A 19,745-nucleotide genomic window follows, 5' to 3' on the forward strand; every position below is an offset into this window, starting at 1 on the left:
GGCCCAGTCACTTCTTACCCCTCCGGGGTACATTGACGGCGTTAAGGCGTCACAGATCGAGCACGGACGGAAGCCATGACGACAGCCGATCACCGGCCAGGCGGCGCTCGCGGCGCCGCGCTCCGGTGGACTCGCGCTGCCGTCATCGCGCTGGTGGCGACGTTTGCCGTTCTCGTCCACCACGAAACAACCGCGGCCATCACCCATGTGCCGCCCACGGGCACCTCGCAGACGAGCAGCATCGCGGGCATGCACCACGCAGCTCCCCTGGCCATGCCCGGACACACGAGCGGGCACGCCGTGTCCCCTGGCGTCACAGCCCCTGCCGCGTCCGACGACGCCGGGGCGTGCTCCGGCATGGTGATGCAGCACTGCTCTGCCGCCGGCGTCGACAGCATGAAGCTCGCGCCTCCGCATCTGCCCTCCACCGGCCGCGCTCCGTGCCTGCGTTCCGGAGCAGCCATCGGCCGGGTCGTCCAGGGAACAACGGGCCGTGCACCACCCGACCTTTCCGCCCTCTCTCGATTGCTGCTGTAGGCCGCGCCCACGGCTGCGCGCGTTCACGCGTGAGCCCAGCCGTGCCGGCACGCGACCGAACAGAAGCAATCGAGACAAGGACACCTCTCTGTGAACAGCATCAACCGCCGCTCTGTCCTGCTGGCCGGTCTCGGCGTCGCGGGCGCGGGCGCGCTCGCCGCCTGCAGCGGCTCCGGCAGCACGCCGGCTCTGATCAACCCCTCCGGGTCAGCCGTCGCAGCCGCCGACAAGAAGCGCACCCAGAGCGGCAAGACCCACGAACTGACCCTGACCGCAGCACAGGCCATGGTCGACCTGGGCGCCGGCATCACGGCCAGGACTTGGGCCTTCAGCGGCCAGACCCCGGGCAAGGAGCTGCGCGTCTCTGCCGGTGACACACTGGCCGCCACGCTGTCCAACCAGCTGCCGAACCAGATCACCACCTCCCTCCACTGGCACGGCATCGCGCTGCGCAACGACATGGACGGCGCGCCGCCGGCCACCCAGGCCGCGGTCCGGGCAGGACGCAACTTCACCTACCGGTTCACCGCAGACGCCCCCGGCACCTACTTCTTCCACCCGCACGTCGGGGTCCAGCTCGACCGGGGACTGTACGCGCCCTTGATCGTGGAGGACCCGAGGGAGCCGCTGTCGTACGACGAGGAGTGGGTGGTCGTCCTCGACGACTGGCTCGACGGCGTCACCGGCACCCCGGACGACGTCTTCGCCGAGCTGAGGCACGGCATGGGCGGCATGCACATGGGCGAAGACTCCGGCGGCTCATCCGGCTCCTCCGGCCACGACATGGGTGACATGGGCGGCATGGACATGAGCGGCAGCGGCATGGACGCGACGAGCGGTTCCCCCTCCGCCTCGTCCTCCGGCGGAGGCATGTCCACGAGGTTCATGCTGATGGGCGCCCGGAGCGCGCTGCTCGGGGGCGACGCCGGCGACGTGAAGTACCCCCATCACCTGGTCAACGGCCGCGTTCCGGCCGATCCGCAGGTCTTCCGCGGCAAGCCCGGCGAGCGGGTCCGGCTCCGCCTGATCAACGCCGGCGGCGACACCGCCTACCGCGTCGCCCTCGGGGGCCACAAGCTGACCATCACCCACACCGACGGCTTCCCCGTCCGGCACCAGCAGGCCGATGCCGTGCTGATCGGCATGGGCGAACGCTACGACGCCCTCGTCACACTGGACGACGGCGTCTTCCCCCTGGTGGCGTCGGCGGAGGGAAAGAACGCCACCGCAATGGCCGTCATCCGCACCGGCTCCGGCAGCACTCCCAAGGCGACCGTGCGTCCGGCGGAACTGGACGGCAAGGTCATGGTCGCGTCCCAACTGCACGCGGCGGACGACGTCCGGCTTGCCTCGAAGAAGGCCGATCGGGTCCACCGCATCGAGCTGACCGGCGGCATGATGACCTACAACTGGGCCATCAACGGCAAGCGGTTCGACATGAACGATCCGACCGCGCATCCGATCACCGTGGAACAGGACCAGCGGGTCCGCCTCGACTTCGTCAACACCACCACCATGTGGCACCCGATGCACCTGCACGGCCACACCTACCAGCTCGGCAACAGCGGCCCCCGCAAGGACACCACGATCGTGCTGCCGAAGAAGACCGTGTCGGTGTTCTTCGACGCCGACAACCCAGGGCAATGGATGCTGCACTGCCACAACGCCTACCACGGCGAGGCGGGGATGATGGCGCTGGTTGCCTACCAGGCCTGATCCCCCGCACCCGGCACCGACCGGCTGAAAGCGTTCGAGGACGGCGACGGCCCGGGCGACCGCGCGCGGATCGACCCGGGGGCCGGATGAGCCCTCCACCCGCGGGTGGAGGGCCGCCCTCGGTCCGGAGCCTGCTGTGCGCGTGTGCCGGACCGCCTTGAGCCGCTCTGGTGAACAGCCCGCGAGCGCCGGTCGGGTTTGACTGTGACGTAGAAGCGCTGGGCGCGTCCGTCCGGATCCCGTTGCACGCTCAGTCACCCGCGCTCGAGGTGCTCGACAGCAGCAGCTCGAACGACGTGCCGTAGTCGGAGCGGGCGTCCGCGTCGAGGAGTCCGCCGGCCGCCGGTGTGAAGCCGGCGGCCGAGCGCCAGGACGCGCTCGACGACCAGCTCCGCGGGGGCTGAGGGCTCGCCCCGTTCTGCGGCGCCGCAGTGGGAGCGCCGCCGGACCGGCCGGCGTCGGCGGCGACTGGTACGACGCCGCCTGCGCCCACAACGGTTACCACGCCTGCTCGCGCGAGCCTCTTGAGTGTGCCGGGATGCCGGTCACCGTCCGTCGGCCTCGATGCCGGGCTGGGTGAGGGTGCGGAAGATCTTGTCGATGTCCTCCGGTGTGCTCTGGGGGCTCTCGGTGAGCCACCACTCCAGACAGGCGAGGTGTGAGGCGACGATGAAGCGGACGACCGCCTCGCGGGGCGCAACGCCGGGGGTGGTGGAGGGGATCTCGTCGCGGACGACATCGGCGAGCAGTTCCTCCATGTGCTTCCGCACGGGGCGGAGGCCGCTCTGGGTGAAGAGGGCCCGTGCGAGGTGCCGCTGCTCCTGGATGTGGTGGAGGAAGGGCAGGCTGAAACGCAGCGGGCCGCGGTTCTGTGCCGCGGTGGCCTTCGGCGACTGCCGGCCGACCAGGGAACGCAGGTCGGCGAAGCCGTCCTTCAGCAGATCGTCCTTGTTCGAATAGTGGTTGTAGAAGGTGGAGCGGCCGACGTCGGCGCGGTCGATGATGTCCTGGATCGTCACACTCTCATAGCCCTTCTCCGCCATGAGCTGGAGGAGAGCCTGGTGCAGAGCCTGCCGTGTGCGGCGGATCCTGCGGTCGGGCGTTGTGACCATCGTCACCCCGTGTTCCTGGCCACCGGCTGCACATGTTGTTCGATTCCGCACACGACGCCGTGGCCTGCTTCTTGTCCGGCTTCCGTTTCTGGACCTTAATCCCCTAGTGAACACATGTCCAGAAACGCTCTGCGCAGGATGAGGTGGTGCCACATGCCGCACTCGATGGAAGGCTCCGCAGGCGATCCGGTGATCGCCGCTCGCGGACTCGTCAAGACCTATCCGCTGCCTTCGGGGGAGGTCACCGCGCTCGGCGGGATCGACCTGCAGGTCGGCGCAGGGGAGTTCGTCGCCGTGGTGGGCCGGTCGGGCAGCGGAAAGACCACGCTGCTGAACCTGCTGGCAGGGATCGACCGGCCCACCGCCGGAGAGATCGTCATGGCGGCGACGGCCGTCCACACGCTCAAGGGCTCGCAGCTCGCCGCCTGGCGGGGCAGGTGCATCGGCCTGGTGTTCCAGTTCTTCCAGCTGCTGCCCACCCTGACCGTGGCGGAGAACGTGATGCTGCCGATGGACCTGTGCGACACCTTCCCGGCACGGCACCGCCGCGCCCGGGCGCTGGCACTGCTGACCGAGGTCGGAATCCGCGAACAGGCGGACAAACTGCCCTCGGCCCTCTCGGGCGGACAGCAGCAGCGCGCCGCGATCGCGCGGGCCCTGGCGAACGAGCCTCCAGTGCTGCTGGCCGACGAACCGACCGGCAACCTCGACTCGGCCACCTCCGACAGCGTGCTCGACCTGTTCGCTCACCTGGCGGCGGACGGCCGGACCGTGCTCATGGTCACCCACGAGCGTGACCTGTCCCGCCACGCCACCCGGCAGATCACCCTCGCCGACGGCCTGGTCAGCAAGGACACGACGACCCGGAGCGCACGACGGGGCGCGGCCTCGTGACCCGCCTGCGGCTACGGAAACTGGGCCGCGACCTGTGGGCCACGCGCTCCAGGGTCGCGATGATGACGATCGCGATCGCGGTCAGCGTGCTCGCGGTCACCGCGTTCCTCTCCGCCCGGGCGATCATCGGCCGGGAGATCACCCGCAACTACCAGGCCACCCGCCCGGCCTCGGCCACCCTGCACGTCCCCGGCGGCGTCGACACGGCCGCCCTCGCCGCCGTACGTGCCCAGCCGGGCGTCCTGGACGCCACGGCCCGCAGCACCCTCCAGGCCCGCATCAGGGTCGGTGACGGGCCCTGGCGCACCCTGGTGCTCTTCGCCGGCGACCCGGCCGATCCCCTGCGGATCAACACCGTCGCCGTGCAGACCGGAAGCTGGCCCCCGCCCGAGGGGTCCCTGCTGCTGGAGCGCACCGCCCTGGGCTTCCTGGGGGTGAGCACCGGTCAGCGAGTGACGGTCGAAGCGCCCGGTGGCGCTCCGACCCCCATGACGGTGGCCGGTTCGGTGCACGACGGCGGAGTGGCGCCGGCCGGGCAGGAGCAGACCGCCTACGGCTACGCCACCACCACCTCTCTGGCCACCCTGGGACGGCCCCGGACCCCGGACCAACTGCGCATCGTCGTCGGCGACCACTCCACAGCAGCCACCAGTTCCTCAGTCATCGACCGCACCGCGCAGCGCGTCGCCGCCCGGATGAAGGCGCTGGGCCACCCGGTCAGCAGCATCGACATCCCGCCCCCGGGACGCCATCCCCACCAGGGACAGATGGTGATGGTCGGGTTCGTGCTGCTGGCGTTCGGGCTGATGGCGCTGCTGCTGGCCTCGATCCTGGTCGCCACCATGCTCGGCGGCATGCTGACCGCGCAGATCCGGCAGATCGGGGCGATGAAGGCGGTCGGCGCCCGCACCGGCCAGATACTCCAGATGTACCTGGCACTGGCCGCCGTCATCGCGCTCACCGCGACTGCGCTCGCGCTCGCCCCCGGACTCGCCCTGGGGCGCGTCCTGGCCGGGCAGGGCGCCCGTCTGCTCAACCTCGACATCGCCAGCGAGTCCGTACCCGCCTGGGTGTACGCGGTTGCGCTGGGTGCCGGAGTCGCCGTACCCCTGCTGGTGGCCCTGGTGCCGCTGCTTCGGGGCAGCCGCATCACCGTTCGCCAGGCCATCGACGACCACGGGGCCGATTCCGCCGCGCCGGGCGGCTTCCCCGAGCGGTTCCTGACTCGCCTGCGCGGCCCCAGCCGGACCCAGCTGATGGCTCTGCGCAACATGTTCCGGCGCCGCGGGCGCCTGCTGCTCAGTGTCGGACTGCTCGCGGTCGCCGGCACCATGTTCCTCACCGGGCTGAACACCGCGGGCGGCTGGAGCTCCCTTGTCGCCCAGAGCATCAGCCGACGCCACTACGACATCGAGGTACGGCTCGACAAGCCCTACCCCGCCGACCGGCTCGTGGCACTCACACGCTCGACCCGAGGCGTGGCGGCCGCCGAGGCCTGGGGCCGGACCCCGGCCACCGTCCACACGGCCGAACAGGTCGACGTGGCGCACGTCTACCCCGACGAAGCCCACGACAGCTTCACCGTGATGGCGCCACCCGCCGACACCCGCCTGATGCGCCTGCCGCTCATGGCCGGCCGGTGGCTGCGACCCGACGACACCGACGCCGTCGTGCTGAACAACCTGGTGCCCGCACAGCAGGCTCCCGGCACCACCGTCGGCGACACCATCGCCGTCACCATCGCCGGACACCCCGTCACCCGCCGGGTGGTGGGCATCGTCTCCGACTTCGGCACCCTCGGCGCCGCCTACCTCACCGACCGGGACTACGCCACCGTCACCGCTACCCCCGGCCAGGCCGAGATGCTGCGCGTCGTCACCGACCGCCACGACCCCGCCAGCCGCCAGGCGGTCCTCGACCGGCTGGACACCGCCCTGACCCGGGAGGGCACGGGCATCCAGCAGGCCACCACCATCGACACGCTGCGCGTGGCGCTGGACGGACACGTCCTGGTCCTGGCCGACGCCCTGATCGCCCTGGCGGTCTTGATGGGCTTCGTCGGGCTGCTGGGCCTCGCCTCCGCATTGAGCACCAGCGTCCTCGAACGCACCAGGGAGTTCGGCGTGCTGCGCACGCTCGGCGCCACCGCCTCCGCCATCCGTACCGTCGTCGTCACCGAAGGCGTGCTGACGGCCGCGCTCAGCCTGCTGCTCGCGACGGTCGCGGCCCTGCCCCTGACCCGGGTGTTCGGCAACTTCATCGGCAACCAGGCCTTCCGACAGGACCTCCCGTTCGACTTCTCGCTCCCAGCGCTGGTGCTGTGGAGCCTGCTCACCCTGGTGGGCGCCGCCGCAGCCAGCGCCGCAGCTGCCCGACGCGCCTCACTGACGACCGTACGCGAAGCCCTCGCCGGTCTCTGAGCCCCCGTCCCGACCCTGTAGCACCTGTCCCGGAGGACACACACCATGAGCCGCAGCCGCACGATCCTGCTGACCCTTCTCGGCATCGCCCTCCTGATGGCGGCCATCCACTTCACCATCAACGGCATCCCGGCCCTCAGCAGCCTCAACCCCCACGGCCACTGATCCACCACCAGACGCCTGCACACCCCGAAGAGGCGACCGTGCCCAACCTTGACACCCCCGCCACCCAGCCCGCCCCGATCCGGGTGGGAGGCCGCACCATCGTGCCCCGCGTGGAAGCCGTCGGCCCGGCCCTACCCGCCCGCGCCACCTACCCGCAGCTCGACCAGGACGAACTGCAGGATCTGATCGAGGCTTTCGGAGACACCTTCAGCGACTCCTCCCGAACCCGTCTGCGCGTCGTCTGCCAGGGCTTCGCGATCCTCGGAGCAGGGCGGGTCATCCTCGTCGACACCTGTCTCGGCGGGCCCAAGCCCAACCGGCCCCATCCCAGAGGCGACTTCGTCTCGCGTTGGCCCTCCGCCCTGATCGAAGCGGGGATCAGGCCGGACCACGTGGACACAGTGATCAACACCCATCTGCACCACGACCACGTCGGCTGGAACACCACCTTCGAGGCGGGACAGCTACGGCCCACCTTCCCCAGGGCCCTCTATCTGACCACCACGGCAGAATTCGTCCACGCCACCCGCGGCAAGCCACAAGACCACATCACCAACAGCCTGCTCCCGCTCCAATCCACCAAGCAGTTCGACACCTGCGAACCCGACACCCGCATCGACCAAGAAGTGAGACTCATCCCCGCGCCCGGACACACCCCCGGCCACGTCGTGGTCGAGATCGACAGCCAAGGCCAACGCGCCGTACTCGCCGCCGACCTGATCCACCACCCCCTGCAACTGCGCCGCCCCGATGTGTCCGCCGCGATGTGTACCGACCCTCACCAGTCCGCCATCACCCGCAGGCGGATACTCCGTCGATACGCCGACACCGGCACGTTGTTCCTCCCCAGCCACCTTCCGAAGGGCGGCTACCTGCGCAGCGCCGGTGACGGCTGGAGACTGACGGAGAGGCCATGAATCCGGGGACCGTGCGCCCTTTCTGACCGGCCAGGGGCGTGCTCGGGCCGGCCGCACCGTGCGCTTCGCCCGGACCCGCGGCGAAGCGCGCACCGCCCGAGCCGGCGGGGCAGTGGTTCCGGCCGTCGGCGAGAACCACTCCACCCGTGCGGCAGGCCGACAGGCCGTGGGGGACGTCAGCGTCCACTCCACCGGTCACTGTCCCAACGTCAGCCTGGCCGGATGCCTCCCCGTTTTGGACGGCACAAGGCTTCGGCGGCCGTGGGGCGTCACCGTCGAGGTCGTGTTCCCGCGGTGCCCGGCTGCCGGGAGCACACCGTCGTGGGTGAGTGCACGGCCTGGTCGGCCTCGCTGGGAAGAGGCAGCGGCTCCCCGGCGGTACAGCACCCTGGCAGCACCCCGACCGGCGCAGGCCGCAGGATTTCCTCGGAGGGTTTGCGGCGATACTCATCCCACTGGACGAGGGGGTGCCGGGGTGACCGAGGACCGGATGCCGTTACAGGTGGTGCGGGAGACGGGGACCGCGCGGTGGGCCCTGACAGCGCCTGCGGGAAGCCTGAGCTCCCCCATCGTGGGCGAGCGGCGGGTCTATCTGAGGGTGGGGCGCCGTGTCGCCGCTCTGGACCGCGACAGCGGCGCAGTGCTCTGGCAGGTCACGCCCAGGGCAGGCTCCGCCACCATGCCACGGCCGGCCCTCACCGCGGCCGGCGGGTTCCTCCTGGCCCTCTCTGTGAACGGGACCCACCGCGCTCCGGCGCGGCTTGCCGTGCTGGAGGGGGAATCCGGCACCACCCTGCACCGCCACCGCTTCCTCGAATTCACCGATCTCATGAGCGACGGCCAAACCCTGGTGGTCGCCCACTTCGGCCCGAAGCCGAGCGGCTGTCACCGGATATCCGCCTACGACCTACTGACCGGGAAGGCGCTGTGGGAGCGCCCCTTCTTCCACACCTCGTACGCTTACTCCGGCCTCCTGCCGGTGTTCGGCTCCGTCCTTGTGGTGCAGGGCGTGGAGCGGGAAGTGCCCCGGTACGAAGTACGTCCCGGCTACCTGGCTCCCTTCCACGGCTACGACCTGCGCACCGGCACACGGCTGTGGCGTCGGTCTGTCGGGGTGGCAAACCTGGTCGTCCCCCGGCGGGCACACGGCCGCGGATCCGCACTGGTCTTCGCGCTCGAGAGCAGGAGCGACCGACTGCACTGGCTGTCCCCCACGACCGGCGAGACGCTCGGCACGGTCCGATTACGCTGGGGCTACCAGGGTGTTTCCTGGAGATCGCCGACTTCGGGGAGACGGTGTGGCTCGGCCACCGCAGCGGTTCCAGAGTCCGCCGGATGCGTCCGTACGCGGTCACCGTACGGCCGGATGTGTACCGGCTGCCGCGCCGCCTGGCCGACCGGGAGGCAGCGTTCGCCGTGGCGGACGGCTGGCTGTACGCACAGGACAACGCCGGACGGTTGTGGACGGCTCACGCCGGTGACGGCCGCACCCGCCGGCTGCGGGTGGAGGGCGACCGGGTCCGCGGGCTTGTGCACCAGGCGGTGCGCAAGAGCCTCACCATGGCGGGCGACCGCGTCTACGCGGAGCTTCCCCACCGGCAGCACGGGGCCGCCCTGGTCGGTCTGCGCCATGGCCGCATCCTGTGGCAGCGAGCCGCGGGAGACATCCCGCCGGTGCAGTGCGGCAACGACCTACTGCTGCTGCACCGCGGTACCGGCGGCACCCCCGACCGACTCCTGCGCGTGGACGGCGAAGCGGGAACAGCACCCAACCCCGAATGACCCGACTCCCCCCGGATGAGCACCGAAGCCGAGGACCACCCGACGACCGTCGGGAGCACTCCCGCTGCACTCCCCCTCCGCCTGCGCCTCACGACACGCCGCTGATCACATCAGCGGCAGTCTCCAGCTGCGCAGCTCCCCGGCCCATCGAGCCCTGGTGATCGTCCCACCGTGTGGGCGGGGCACGCCTCGGCCCCACTGTCATCCCACCGACAGCGGTACTCTCAGCGGGCCGTCAGACAGTGAAAGGCGGGAGTACTTCTGTCACCTCGTGAACAGTTCGTTGAGCACCGTCATCCTGTCAGGTCGTGCCTCCAGCAGGATGAGGCCGAGCACGACCACCGGGTCCAGCGCGGGATCACTGCGCGTGAGGTACGTGTGGACAGTGCGGTCGGGCCGGGACGTCTCCCTGACCTCAAGTACGGTTCCGTCCCGGGATGTCACGGAGAAGTGCAGCTTCCTGCGCAACCGGGCACGGCAGATGCGGTATTCCTGTTCCCACAGCAGCACCGTGTTCCCACGACGCTCCCCCACCCGCTGTCCGCCCGCAGACAACAGGGGCCTCCCCTCATTGAAGTCGAGGACGAGACGGGCGTCGTCACCGACCCGGTCCGTGCCGCCCAGGACATCCTGACGACCACGACCGGCCTGCGCCGAGAACGCACCGACCGGTTCACCGTCCAGCTGGAAGAACGAACTGACCAACCACGCCATCGACTTACCCGGCCGAAGCCCACCACTCGTCGTCACCACTGCCCCACCGGGTTCCCGAACACCACATCGTCGTAGCGCACTCGCCTCTCCCCATACGCTGCCGGCCCCAGCAACTGCCGCGGCATGACCTGCACCAGCGAAGACGCGAACACCCCCGGACCCGGTTCTCAACGTCCGACGACGAACGGCACACCCATCCAGACCCCATCGACTTGGCGAACCCGGGCTCGTCTGGCGGCGGCACCCGGGCGGGGCCCAGGTCGGGAGCCGAGTGACAGGAGCAGGCGAGATCTCACAAGAAGGCCCAGAAGACGCCGCCGAGCAGGCCCAGCGCGATCAGGACGCCGAGCAGTGTCAGGGCGAAGGACGTCGGCGCGCTGCTCGTCTGCGGCTCGTGAGCCGGTTGCTGCTCGGTAGGTGGGTCCTGCTTGGGGGCTGACTGCTTGGACCGCCGTCGCCTGGGGGCCGGCGGCCTCAGAGGCTCTCGTGGAGCCTGCGTGCGTTGCACCACGCAGGCGCCGTCGACGTTCATCGACCACGTCGTGCCGGTGGCCGAGTCCGTCGCCGAGGCGCGCAGCAAGGCGTTGGCGTCGATCTCGAGCGTCACCTCGATGTGCGCCGTCCCGGCGTTCGCCGGACGGGTCAGGCCGATGAGGGGCAGGACACCGAGTTGCTCGTTGTCCGCGGCCATCTTCTCCTCCCCCTCAAGGACGGGGATGTGTAGGGTCGCCGTCGTGTCCGCGTCCGGGGCCGGTACGAATGTCTCCGAGCGTTTCGTCGGGATGGTGGTGCCGCGCTCGATGAGCTTGCTCATCACGCCGCCCCCGATGGCGATCCCCAGGGAGCGGGCGGTCACATCCAGGAGCAGGACGTCTCTGACCTCGCCGGTGAGCACTCCCGCCTGGAGCGCGGCTCCGTAGGCGACGCTCTCGCGCGGTTGCATGACCATGGTGGGGGTGTGGTCGCCGAAGTGATCCCGGACCAAGGAGATCATGGCGGGCATGCGGGTCGACCCTCCGGTCATGACGACCCTCGACACCTCCGACACGGGGATGCCCGCGTCCGTGAGAACCTGCTTCAGGGGTGCCGCGCACCGGTCCAGCTGGGGCTGGGTGACCTGTTGGAAGGCGTGTCGGCTCATCCGGTCGTGAAGATGCAGGTGGCCCCGCGCAGAGGCGGCGACACAGGCCACCTCGATCGTGGCCTCAGTGGCCGAGGACAGTTCGATCTTGGCCCTTTCGGCGGCCTCACGCAGTCGCCGCCACGCCGTCGGATCGGCTGTGAGGTCCACCCCGTGCAGGCTCCTGAACCGGGCGGCGAGGTGCCGAGCCGTCTCGATGTCCCAGTCGTCACCCCCGAGCCGGGCGTCGCCGCATGTCGCCTTGACCTCGTTGACGCCGTCGCCCACCTCCACCAGCGAAACATCGAAAGTCCCGCCGCCGCAGTGCACGACGAGCACGGTCTGGTCGTCGCGGTCGATTCCGTCGTACAGGGCAGCCGCCGTGGGCTCATTGATGATGCGAAGCACGCGCAGACCCGCGAGTTCACCCGCTTCCTTGGTGGCCAGGCGAGCGGCGTGGGAGAAGTAGGCCGGGACGGTGATGACGGCGCCGGTTACCTCCTCACCCAGATACTCTTCAGCGTCACGCTTGAGCTTGCCCAAGATCAGTGCGCTGATCCGGCCGGCTCCGTAGGCGTGACCGCCGCACGCGAACGTCTGGTCGGTGCCCATGTACTGCTTGACGGAGGAGACGGTGCCGTCGAGGTTGAGGAGAGCCTGCCTGTTGGCCGGCTCTCCGATCAGGGTGTGGCCGTTCGCGGTGAAAGCGACCACGGAAGGGGTCGTGCGCGAACCCTCCGTGTTGGGGACGGCGAAGGGTTTGGGATGCCGCGGGTCCCTGAAGTCAAGCGCGGCGACGACTGAAGTGGCCGTGCCCAAGTCGATCCCCACGACACGCGCCATGTCGCTCCCCCTCGAACAATTCACGCAGCCCCGGACGGGATGCTAGAGCCTGAGGGCGGCCAGGACCTCCTCCCCGATGGATGCGCCCCCTGAACGCAACCGTCCGCCGGTGAACCCCCGCAGGGCGCGAGCCCGAAGACGCTTGAGGCGAGGGCTCGGTACCGGCCCGGGGAGCAGGCGCCGGGCGGGATCCTGTGCGTGCCGCCCCGGCATCTGCGGGAGTAGCTGCCGCAGGAGCTTGGCTCGGTTGGTTCTGGCACGTGCCGGCGACTGCGGCCGGGAAGTCACTTCTCTCTCCGGCAGGCTGGAGGCCACTCCGGTGATGCCCACCCGGTCGTCAAAACAGGACGCCTGAGAGCTGCAGTTCAACTCGCAAGGGTGAAGTTCGCCCGTGCAGCCGCCCATCGCGTCTGACAGAGTCAAGAGTGCGCCCGTGGTGAGGGCCACCCGGGGGGGCGACCCGAGGGAGGATCATGACGAAACCGGAATGGGTTCTGCAGAACATCGAAGTGGGCACGTGGTCGTCGCAGGACGGCGCGGCCTACGAGGTCGCGCTGGAGGGCATCAACCACGTGGTGGGGGCCTACTCCAGGCTGATCGCCGAGGCGGAGACGACGGCCGACGCCGAGCGAGTCGAGGCCCTGACCGCCGAGCAGCGCCGCTGGTCCGCCCGGCGCCTGACCCTCACCCCGGCCGACCGGGCCGAGGTCGACGCGGTCGCTGTCGAGTGCAGCCGGCTCCTGGCCGAACTGCGGGGCCGTGCGTGATCAAGGCGGAGCGCACCCTGCACGTCCTGTCCGCGGCCGCGAACGACCGCGTCTCCCGTGAACGGAACATGCCTGGCGAACGCACTGGGACGCCGCATGCGGACCCGGACCGAGGACGGGCACAACCTGTGCTGCCAGGCGGAGGGGGCGTCTCCTGCGGATCGTGTCCTGGTGCCGCCGGAAGCGGGGCTCTTCATCGCTGATGGCGCGCCCGCGCACCGTGCCGAACCTTTCCCCTCCGCCGGGCCTCCCGACGGGGGTACGGACAACTGGTGCTTGCCCAGGCGGACATGATCCGCGCCCGCCCTCCCTCTGCCGTGGACGCGGCCGCCGTATCCCGGCGCGGGGTGCCCATGGACGAAGCCTGTTGCTGTGGTCTGCGTCCCATAAGGCGGAACGGATGAGACGGGGCCGCACGCGCTGCGTACCGCATCACGACGGAACTGCAGGCGCGTTCGGCTCCGTGAGGCTCAACTGCCAGTGACGGGAACGTCCTTGGAACAGCCAGACGTGACGTGGGACGCAGGGTTCAGGAGGACTGCCGATGGGCCTCGACGACACCGAACCGGAACCGGCTCATGGATCAAGCGCGGACCTCGTGCAGGACATTCAGGACTCCTTCCAGGCCGTACTGGATGCCTTGGACGCCGCCCGCGCCAACCTCTACGCAGTCGACGAGCGGCAGAACGAGGCCGGCCTTCCGCCACCGTCCCGGGAACAGCACAGCGAACCGATCAGGCATGAGCCCGAGCCGGATCCGGAAAGGCCGAGGCCGACGGCCCCATCACCTTCTGTCGTGGAGCCGCCTTGGGCGCGTGGGACGCATCCTCAGGCCGTTCCGCCTCCGCCGGCGCTGACGCCGGCGACGATGCGTGACGCCGAGCCGACACATGAAGCACCGCCGGTGATCCCGCCGTCACCGACTCCCCGGCGCCCGCTCCCGCCGTCCGACCAGACCGTCGTCCCGCCTTCCGAGACGTCCCCGCCGCGCGCCCGGGCGCACGCGACGGGAAGAAGCCGGGGATGGCTGCGCTTCACCGACCGGCGGGCAACCCGGCTCGCCGCGGTCTTCGGGGTGGGCGCGGTCAGCGGGCTGCTCCTCGCCTCGTCGTTGACGGTCGACGGCAGCCCTCTGCCAGAGGCCTCCACCCCGCCCGCAGGACAGCCTGATCGGCCCGCGCCCGACCTGCCGGACTCCCCGCTCCCCGAGATCCCTGGAACGGGCGTACTGCGCCAGGGCGACAGCGGTCACGGGGTGTACGAGCTGCAAGTACGTCTGCTCCAGGTCCCGAACGTCTACGCCGGCGGCGCGATCGACGGCCGCTACGGCACGGAACTCCGGGCGGCCGTGGCCAGATTCCAGCAGAGGTACGGCATCCGCGGCGACGAGAGCGGCGTCTACGGCGACAACACTCGTCACGCCCTCATGTTGCGAACCAAGTAGTGGGGAGATCACCTCCCTACAGGGGTTGAGCGGCCTGCAGGAGGCTCTGCGGCAGGTACGGGGATTCGACGCGGATCGTCCAGCCGCGGCGACGGGCGTGGCAGGTCAGAGCGAGGATGTCCAGGTTGATGGAGGCGTCCGGATCGTCTGCGCGGTCGGCGATCCCGTAGTAGTCGCGGTGGGCCTCGAGCGCGTCGGCGAGGGCCAGGTTGAAGCTCTCCTCGTCGCCCTCGACGAGCTGAGACAGCAGCACGGCCGGCGGCATGGCGACGCCCCAGTCTTCGGCCTTCTCCGTCTGCTCCAGCGCCCGTTGCGCGGCCGGTTCGGGATCGGTGCCTTTGAGGTAGGCGTGGAGGGCCTCGCGGTACGCGGCGACGGCGGAGCCGTCCGGCCCGGCGAAGTCGGGTCCGGTGAGGACCAGGGGAGCCAGGTCCTCGCGTGCGCCCGTGATCAGGGCGAGGGCAGTGGCTTTCTGCCAATTGTGGGCGCAGACTTCCGCGCCCCGCTCGGCCCGGTAGCGCAGCGTGCGGCCGTCGATGGTCACCTCCGCCTCGGTGTCCGGCTCCGCCAAGGCCACGCGGAACAGGGCCGCCCCCATCTGGGAGGTCAGCCGAAGCCGTGCGAGCTGGGCGTCCGTGATGCCACCGGGGTCACCCGCGTGCCACTTGAACAGGCGCTCCTGGTCGCCCATGACCCAGTCGAGCCGTGAGACGTCGAGCGGCTCCCCGCCCGCGGAGGTGAACATCTCCCGGAGTTCCTCCTCGTACATGGCCTCGGTCTGCGGGTGCACGGTCCGCTCGCAGTCCGGCCGCTCCACCACCAGGGGGCCGGCGGCGAGCGCTGCGACCGCGTCCGGCCGCCGGTTCCGGCCGAACCCCGCGACCCGGGGCCCGCGGGTCTCGAAACCGGTGACCAGGGCGTGCGGGAGGTAGTCGGTATCGACGGCAGGCGCCCAGCCCAGCGTCCGGTAGGCAAGCGCCGCAAGGGCGATGGGAACCAGAGGGAGAAGACTGCTCGGGGAGAGCGAGGAGGTGTGCAGGGAGGAGTGGCTGACCAGGAGGTCGGACAGCGCGCCGTTGAAGGCGTCCCGGTCCTCGGCGGCCAGGGCACGCAGCGTGCGGAGCGCCGCGCTGTCCGGCCGGTCCAGCAGAGGCTTGCCGGTCTCCTCCGCGCGGATACGGATCCGGTCGAGGGCCGCGTCGACTGCGGCGAGCTTGGCCTGCGCGCTCGGCGGGTACTCCTCGTCGTCGCCGGTGTCGTCCAGGACCACGGCCGTCAATCCAGTGGCGAGTTCACCGGCGGGCGTTCCTGTCGCCTCCTCGGCGAACTTGTGCCGGGCGAAGTGGAATGCCTCGCCGTGCCACTTGGCCTTGTCCCGAAGGATCGCCAGACACAGAGCGCCGATCCACTCCCCCGGTGTGACGCTCTCCTCAGGGGCGTCCTCACCCGGGTCGTAGCTCATACCGAAGTTCACGTACTCCAGGAACACCTGGAAGGTGCAGTGCGGGTGGTAGGCGGCGTAGGCGACGGCGCCGGCCGCGGCCTCGGAGGCGTCCTTGAGTGCGGCCCTCGCTTCCGGGGTGTCGAGGTCGGGCGTGTCGATCGAAAGAGCGCCCAGGTAGTGGAGGAACTCTCGGGCGATCGACTGCCATTCGTAGGTGGCCATGCGGCCGGCCCGCGACATGGATCGCACCAGGCCCCCGATCCGGTTCGTGAAGTCCTCGCGCGCAGCCGACACGACGGCCTCGCCCACCTGATGACGCTCTATTCGCACTGCCCCACTCCTTGATCAATTCTTGGGGACAGCGTAGGCGCCACGTCTGACAGAGAAGTCGAGGGAGGAATCGCGGTCCACTGACCCCTGTGAACCGTGGTCGTCGACGAGCCCGGAGCCCGGAGCCCGGCTGCAGCAGCATTCGGCTCCGCAGAGTGCTGCGCCGTACAGTCGCATGCTGTCCGGAGTCAGCTGCCATGACGGACCGCATGACGTGGCTCAGGGCTCGGCTACTCGTCGGCATCCGCCTTCCGGGTGGCGCGCACGTCGGCGAGCGAGCCGTGCTCGCCAGGCGGACCCACGGCCGGCGTGTCCGTGCGCGGTGGCGGACGCTCGGTGGTCAGTGGTGCGTGCCGGCGCCCTCCGGGAGGGCGCCGGCCGTCGGCGGCTTCACGCGGCAACGTGAGTACGCCTGACTTCCTGATCGCCTTGGTGGAGCCCGCAACGCTCAGGAGCGGTGTTTCGACGCTGGATGAGATTGCCCTCTGGCCCTGAATGATTGATGAACCCGGCCGCGAGGTGATTGGGATGCCCCCTGCATCTTCGGGCGGCCCGACCGGGCATGACTCCACGCCCGGGTACGAACCGGCTGGTCGGGGGTGGGTTCGTCACCGAAGCCGGACCGGCACCGGCAGGGGGAGGCGTGGACACCGGTGCATCAAAGGGTTTGGCGGGTATCCCCCGGATCGCGGGCCGGGTGGCACGATGCAGTTCCGCTCGGTGTCGGCAAACGCCGTGCGGACGCAAGGACTTGGAGCCCGCAATCGCCCTCGCGCGCTGCGCTGCGTGGGGGCTTCTTGATCTCAGGAGGCACGACCATGTCACGCATGTCCGTCCCGGTCCGCTGTGTGGTGCACGGTGGGTCCTGCCCACAGCGGCCGTCCATGCCCGATGCCGTGGTCATCGTGGTGATCACCGTGCTGGCCTGTCGGCTGTCCGTGAGCGGTCTGGAGCTGTCGTCGGTCCTGGCGGTGCTGGGCGGCGCCGGAGCGGTGGCCGTGGGCACCGTGATGGCCTTGCGGGGAGGGGGCCAGAGGCTGGGCCGCAGGTTGGTCCGCGTCGTGCACGCGGTCGCCACGCCCTGAAGATTGCGGCAGTGGGGCGCAGAGAGAAGCCGATCTCCTCGTCGAACGAGGCACTGGTCGCGTTGGCGCAATGGCTGCGCGACCAGCGATCGGCCCGCGGATATTCGTATGCGGAGTTGGCCGGTCGCGCGGAGTGCCATGCCACCACGCTCCAGCGGGCGGCGTCGGGGCGGTCGGTCCCCAGTGTGCAGAGTGTGCGGGCGTACGCACGGGCCTGCGGCGCGTCGGAAACGAAGGCGTTGGAGTTGTGGCTGCGGGCCCGCAGGCGCAGCCTCCGTATCACTGCGGGAAGTTCACCCAATCCATTGGCCATCGACGGCACCGACACGTTCCAGGCGGGTCTGCGCGCGTTGTACGAGCTGGCCGGCCGGCCCTCGATGCGTGAGATGGAGAAGCGAGCCGGCACGGGCCGCCTTCCGCACAGCACGGCCCACCGCATCGTCCGCAGCCAGACCGTACCGCGTGATGTCCACCAGCTGACCGGGTTTCTGACGGCGTGCTCCGTCGTGCCGGCCGAGCATCCGTTGTGGATCGACGCCTGGCGGCGCGTACTTGGGCTGAAAACCCCTGTCTCACCCGCGCCCCTGTCCCCCGCGCCGCAGCTCACACGACCGGCGGCTCGCAGGAGCATCGAACCCGTCAGCGCGACGCCGAAGCCCGCGGTGCCGGCGTCAGGGCTCTACTTCGCGCTGCTGGGCCCGGTGCGCGCATGGCAGGAAGGCCACCCGCTGGCGACCGGCTCTCCGCAACAACGGGCCATGATGGCAGCCCTGTTGTTACGTGAAGGGCGCACCGCCACCGCGGGCGAGCTGATCGACGCGATCTGGGGTGAGGAGCCGCCCTCGCAGGCGCTGGCCGCCGTGCGGACCTACGCCTCCAGATTGCGCAAGCAGTTGGATCCCGGGGTACTGATCAGCGAGTCCGGTGGCTATGCCATCCGGCTGCCCGCTGACGCCCTGGACGTCGCCAACGCCACGACCCTGTGCACGCGGGCGGAAAAGGCCCGTGCCACGGGCGACCTGGATCAGGCGCGTGCCCTGCTTCGAGAAGTGCTCGGTCTGTGGGAGGGCGAGACGCTCGCCGGCGTTCCCGGACCCTATGCGGAATCACAGCGCGTCCGTCTGGAGGAGTGGCGGCTGCAGATACTCGAGGCCTGTCTGGACATGGATCTGGAGCAGGGCCGGCACGCCCAGGCGGTCTCCGAACTGACGGCGCTGACCGCGGGGCACCCGCTACGCGAGCGGCTGCGTGAGCTGCTGATGCTGGCGCTGTATCGCAGCGGTCGGCAGGCCGAGGCCCTCGCGGTCTACGCGGACACTCGCCGGCTGCTCGCCGACGAGCTGGGAGTCGATCCGCGTCCGGAGCTCGCAGAGCTCCAGCGACGCATCCTGCAAGCGGATCCGACGCTTCATGAACCCTCGACGTTCCACGAGGTCGATCCCGCCCGCACACACGTCCGACCGGCACAACTTCCGCCCTCCGTCGCGGACTTCACCGGACGTGCGGCCGCTGCGGCGGAACTGGTCCGCGTGCTGGCCACCGCACGGCGCACGAGTCTGCCGGTGGCGGCGATCTCCGGCACCGGCGGCGTGGGAAAGACGAGCCTGGCGGTGCAGGTCGGGCAGGCAGTCCGGCAGAGTTTCCCGGACGGCCAGCTCTATGTCGACCTGGAACGACAGGAGCCCGCTGCCGCGCTCGGCGCGGCGCTGCGCGCCCTTGGGGTCGCTGGGCACGACGTCCCCGACAGTCTCGGCGAGCGCTCAGCTCTGTACCGCTCCGTCCTGGACGGCCGTCGCGTCCTGGTGTTGCTGGACCACGCACAGGACGCGGCACACGTCAGGTGGCTGCTACCCGCCTATGAAGGCTGCGGCGTACTGGTCACGTCGCACAGGAGGATGATCGACCTGGCCGGCGCGCACCTGGTGGAACTCGATGTGCTGTCCCCGGACGAAGCGCTCGGTCTCTTCACACAGATCGTCGGCGAGAAGCGGGTGGCCGTCGAACGCGAGGCGGCCCGCTATGTGGTAGCCGCGTGCGGATTCCTGCCGCTGGCCGTCCGTATCGCAGCCTCCCGGCTGGCGGCCCGCCGTACCTGGACGGTCGCGATGCTGGCGGCGAGGCTCGCGGACGAGACCGGCCGGCTGGCCGAGTTGCAGGCGGGCGACCTGGCCATGACGCCTGTCTTCGAACGCGGTTACGCCCGTCTGGATGCCGAACAGGCGCGTGCTTTCCGGCTGCTGAGCTCCTCCACCAACCCGTTCATGTCCCTGACCGAAGCGGCGGGTCTTCTCGACCGCGGCGTGGCCCAGACGGAGAACCTGCTGGAAAGCCTGGTCGACACCGGCCTGCTCGTGGCCGTCGGCCCCGCCCACTACCAAGTGCACATCCTCGCGCGGCTCTTCGCGATGTCGCTTCACGCGCCGTGACCCCGCCAGGGCAGTGGTGGAGAGCGGGG

General features: G+C 70.2%; 14 protein-coding genes and 2 pseudogenes. 11 read left to right on the forward strand and 5 right to left on the reverse strand.

The genetic code is table 11. The annotated features are described in order from the left end of the window. The first annotated feature begins 75 nt into the window (after positions 1-75). Together ACFY2L_RS35115 and ACFY2L_RS35120 are read left to right on the forward strand one after the other, a co-directional pair. Positions 76-537, forward strand: a complete 462-nt coding sequence (locus tag ACFY2L_RS35115; protein ID WP_390824357.1) for a hypothetical protein — start codon at positions 76-78, stop codon at positions 535-537. A gap of 90 nt (positions 538-627) precedes the next feature. Then, a complete protein-coding gene (locus ACFY2L_RS35120) occupies positions 628-2,253 on the forward strand; it encodes a multicopper oxidase family protein (RefSeq protein WP_390824358.1) in 1,626 nt (541 codons plus the stop codon). Positions 2,254-2,503: 250 nt separating this feature from the next. On the opposite strand, the gene ACFY2L_RS35125 is transcribed toward ACFY2L_RS35120, so the two are convergent. Both ACFY2L_RS35125 and ACFY2L_RS35130 read right to left on the reverse strand, forming a co-directional pair. Beyond that, the gene (locus tag ACFY2L_RS35125) at positions 2,504-2,758 is read right to left on the reverse strand and encodes a hypothetical protein (protein WP_390824359.1); all 255 of its coding nucleotides are present in this window, start codon (positions 2,756-2,758) and stop codon (positions 2,504-2,506) included. Between the two features lie 40 nt (positions 2,759-2,798). Next, positions 2,799-3,365 carry a TetR/AcrR family transcriptional regulator gene (locus ACFY2L_RS35130; RefSeq protein WP_390661785.1) on the reverse strand — a complete coding sequence of 189 codons (567 nt, stop codon included), beginning with the start codon at positions 3,363-3,365 and terminating at the stop codon, positions 2,799-2,801. Positions 3,366-3,518: 153 nt separating this feature from the next. On the opposite strand from ACFY2L_RS35130, the gene ACFY2L_RS35135 reads away from it, so the two are divergent. From ACFY2L_RS35135 to ACFY2L_RS35150, 4 genes are all read left to right on the forward strand, one after another. Then, positions 3,519-4,259 carry an ABC transporter ATP-binding protein gene (locus tag ACFY2L_RS35135; RefSeq protein ID WP_390661669.1) on the forward strand — a complete coding sequence of 247 codons (741 nt, stop codon included), beginning with the start codon at positions 3,519-3,521 and terminating at the stop codon, positions 4,257-4,259. Between the two features lie 62 nt (positions 4,260-4,321). Then, entirely contained in the window at positions 4,322-6,679 is a 2,358-nt protein-coding gene (locus ACFY2L_RS35140; protein WP_390824360.1) for an FtsX-like permease family protein, read from the forward strand. Positions 6,680-6,882: 203 nt separating this feature from the next. Beyond that, complete coding sequence (locus ACFY2L_RS35145) at positions 6,883-7,761, forward strand: MBL fold metallo-hydrolase (protein WP_390824361.1); 879 nt, start codon at positions 6,883-6,885, stop codon at positions 7,759-7,761. Positions 7,762-8,251: 490 nt separating this feature from the next. Further along, complete coding sequence (locus ACFY2L_RS35150) at positions 8,252-9,562, forward strand: PQQ-binding-like beta-propeller repeat protein (protein WP_390824395.1); 1,311 nt, start codon at positions 8,252-8,254, stop codon at positions 9,560-9,562. Positions 9,563-9,807: 245 nt separating this feature from the next. Here the strand turns inward: ACFY2L_RS35150 and ACFY2L_RS35155 are convergent, their stop codons facing one another. Together ACFY2L_RS35155 and ACFY2L_RS35160 are read right to left on the reverse strand one after the other, a co-directional pair. Continuing rightward, positions 9,808-10,296, reverse strand: coding sequence for a hypothetical protein (locus tag ACFY2L_RS35155; protein ID WP_390661666.1), 489 nt, complete (start codon positions 10,294-10,296; stop codon positions 9,808-9,810). A 253-nt stretch (positions 10,297-10,549) separates the two neighbouring features. Continuing rightward, the gene (locus tag ACFY2L_RS35160; protein WP_390661665.1) at positions 10,550-12,220 is read right to left on the reverse strand and encodes an Hsp70 family protein; all 1,671 of its coding nucleotides are present in this window, start codon (positions 12,218-12,220) and stop codon (positions 10,550-10,552) included. Between the two features lie 473 nt (positions 12,221-12,693). Between ACFY2L_RS35160 and ACFY2L_RS35165 the strand changes: the two genes are divergently transcribed. After that, entirely contained in the window at positions 12,694-12,987 is a 294-nt protein-coding gene (locus tag ACFY2L_RS35165; RefSeq protein ID WP_390661664.1) for a hypothetical protein, read from the forward strand. 904 nt (positions 12,988-13,891) lie between these two features. Continuing rightward, on the forward strand, positions 13,892-14,431 hold the full coding sequence (locus ACFY2L_RS35170) for a peptidoglycan-binding protein (RefSeq protein WP_390824362.1): 540 nt from the start codon (positions 13,892-13,894) through the stop codon (positions 14,429-14,431). 16 nt (positions 14,432-14,447) lie between these two features. Here ACFY2L_RS35170 and ACFY2L_RS35175 read toward each other — a convergent pair whose 3' ends face one another. Continuing rightward, a complete protein-coding gene (locus ACFY2L_RS35175) occupies positions 14,448-16,184 on the reverse strand; it encodes an Imm49 family immunity protein (RefSeq protein ID WP_390824397.1) in 1,737 nt (578 codons plus the stop codon). Between the two features lie 905 nt (positions 16,185-17,089). On the opposite strand from ACFY2L_RS35175, the gene ACFY2L_RS35180 reads away from it, so the two are divergent. From ACFY2L_RS35180 to ACFY2L_RS35190, 3 genes and pseudogenes are all read left to right on the forward strand, one after another. Further along, positions 17,090-17,290, forward strand: coding sequence for a hypothetical protein (locus tag ACFY2L_RS35180; protein ID WP_390661662.1), 201 nt, complete (start codon positions 17,090-17,092; stop codon positions 17,288-17,290). Between the two features lie 11 nt (positions 17,291-17,301). Further along, a pseudogene (locus tag ACFY2L_RS35185) lies at positions 17,302-17,514 on the forward strand (helix-turn-helix domain-containing protein); the annotation flags it as partial. Between the two features lie 405 nt (positions 17,515-17,919). Next, a pseudogene (locus ACFY2L_RS35190) lies at positions 17,920-19,695 on the forward strand (BTAD domain-containing putative transcriptional regulator); the annotation flags it as partial. Positions 19,696-19,745: the final 50 nt, after the last annotated feature.

It is taken from the genome of Streptomyces sp. NPDC001381 (genome assembly GCF_042895685.1).
GTDB lineage: Bacteria > Actinomycetota > Actinomycetes > Streptomycetales > Streptomycetaceae > Streptomyces.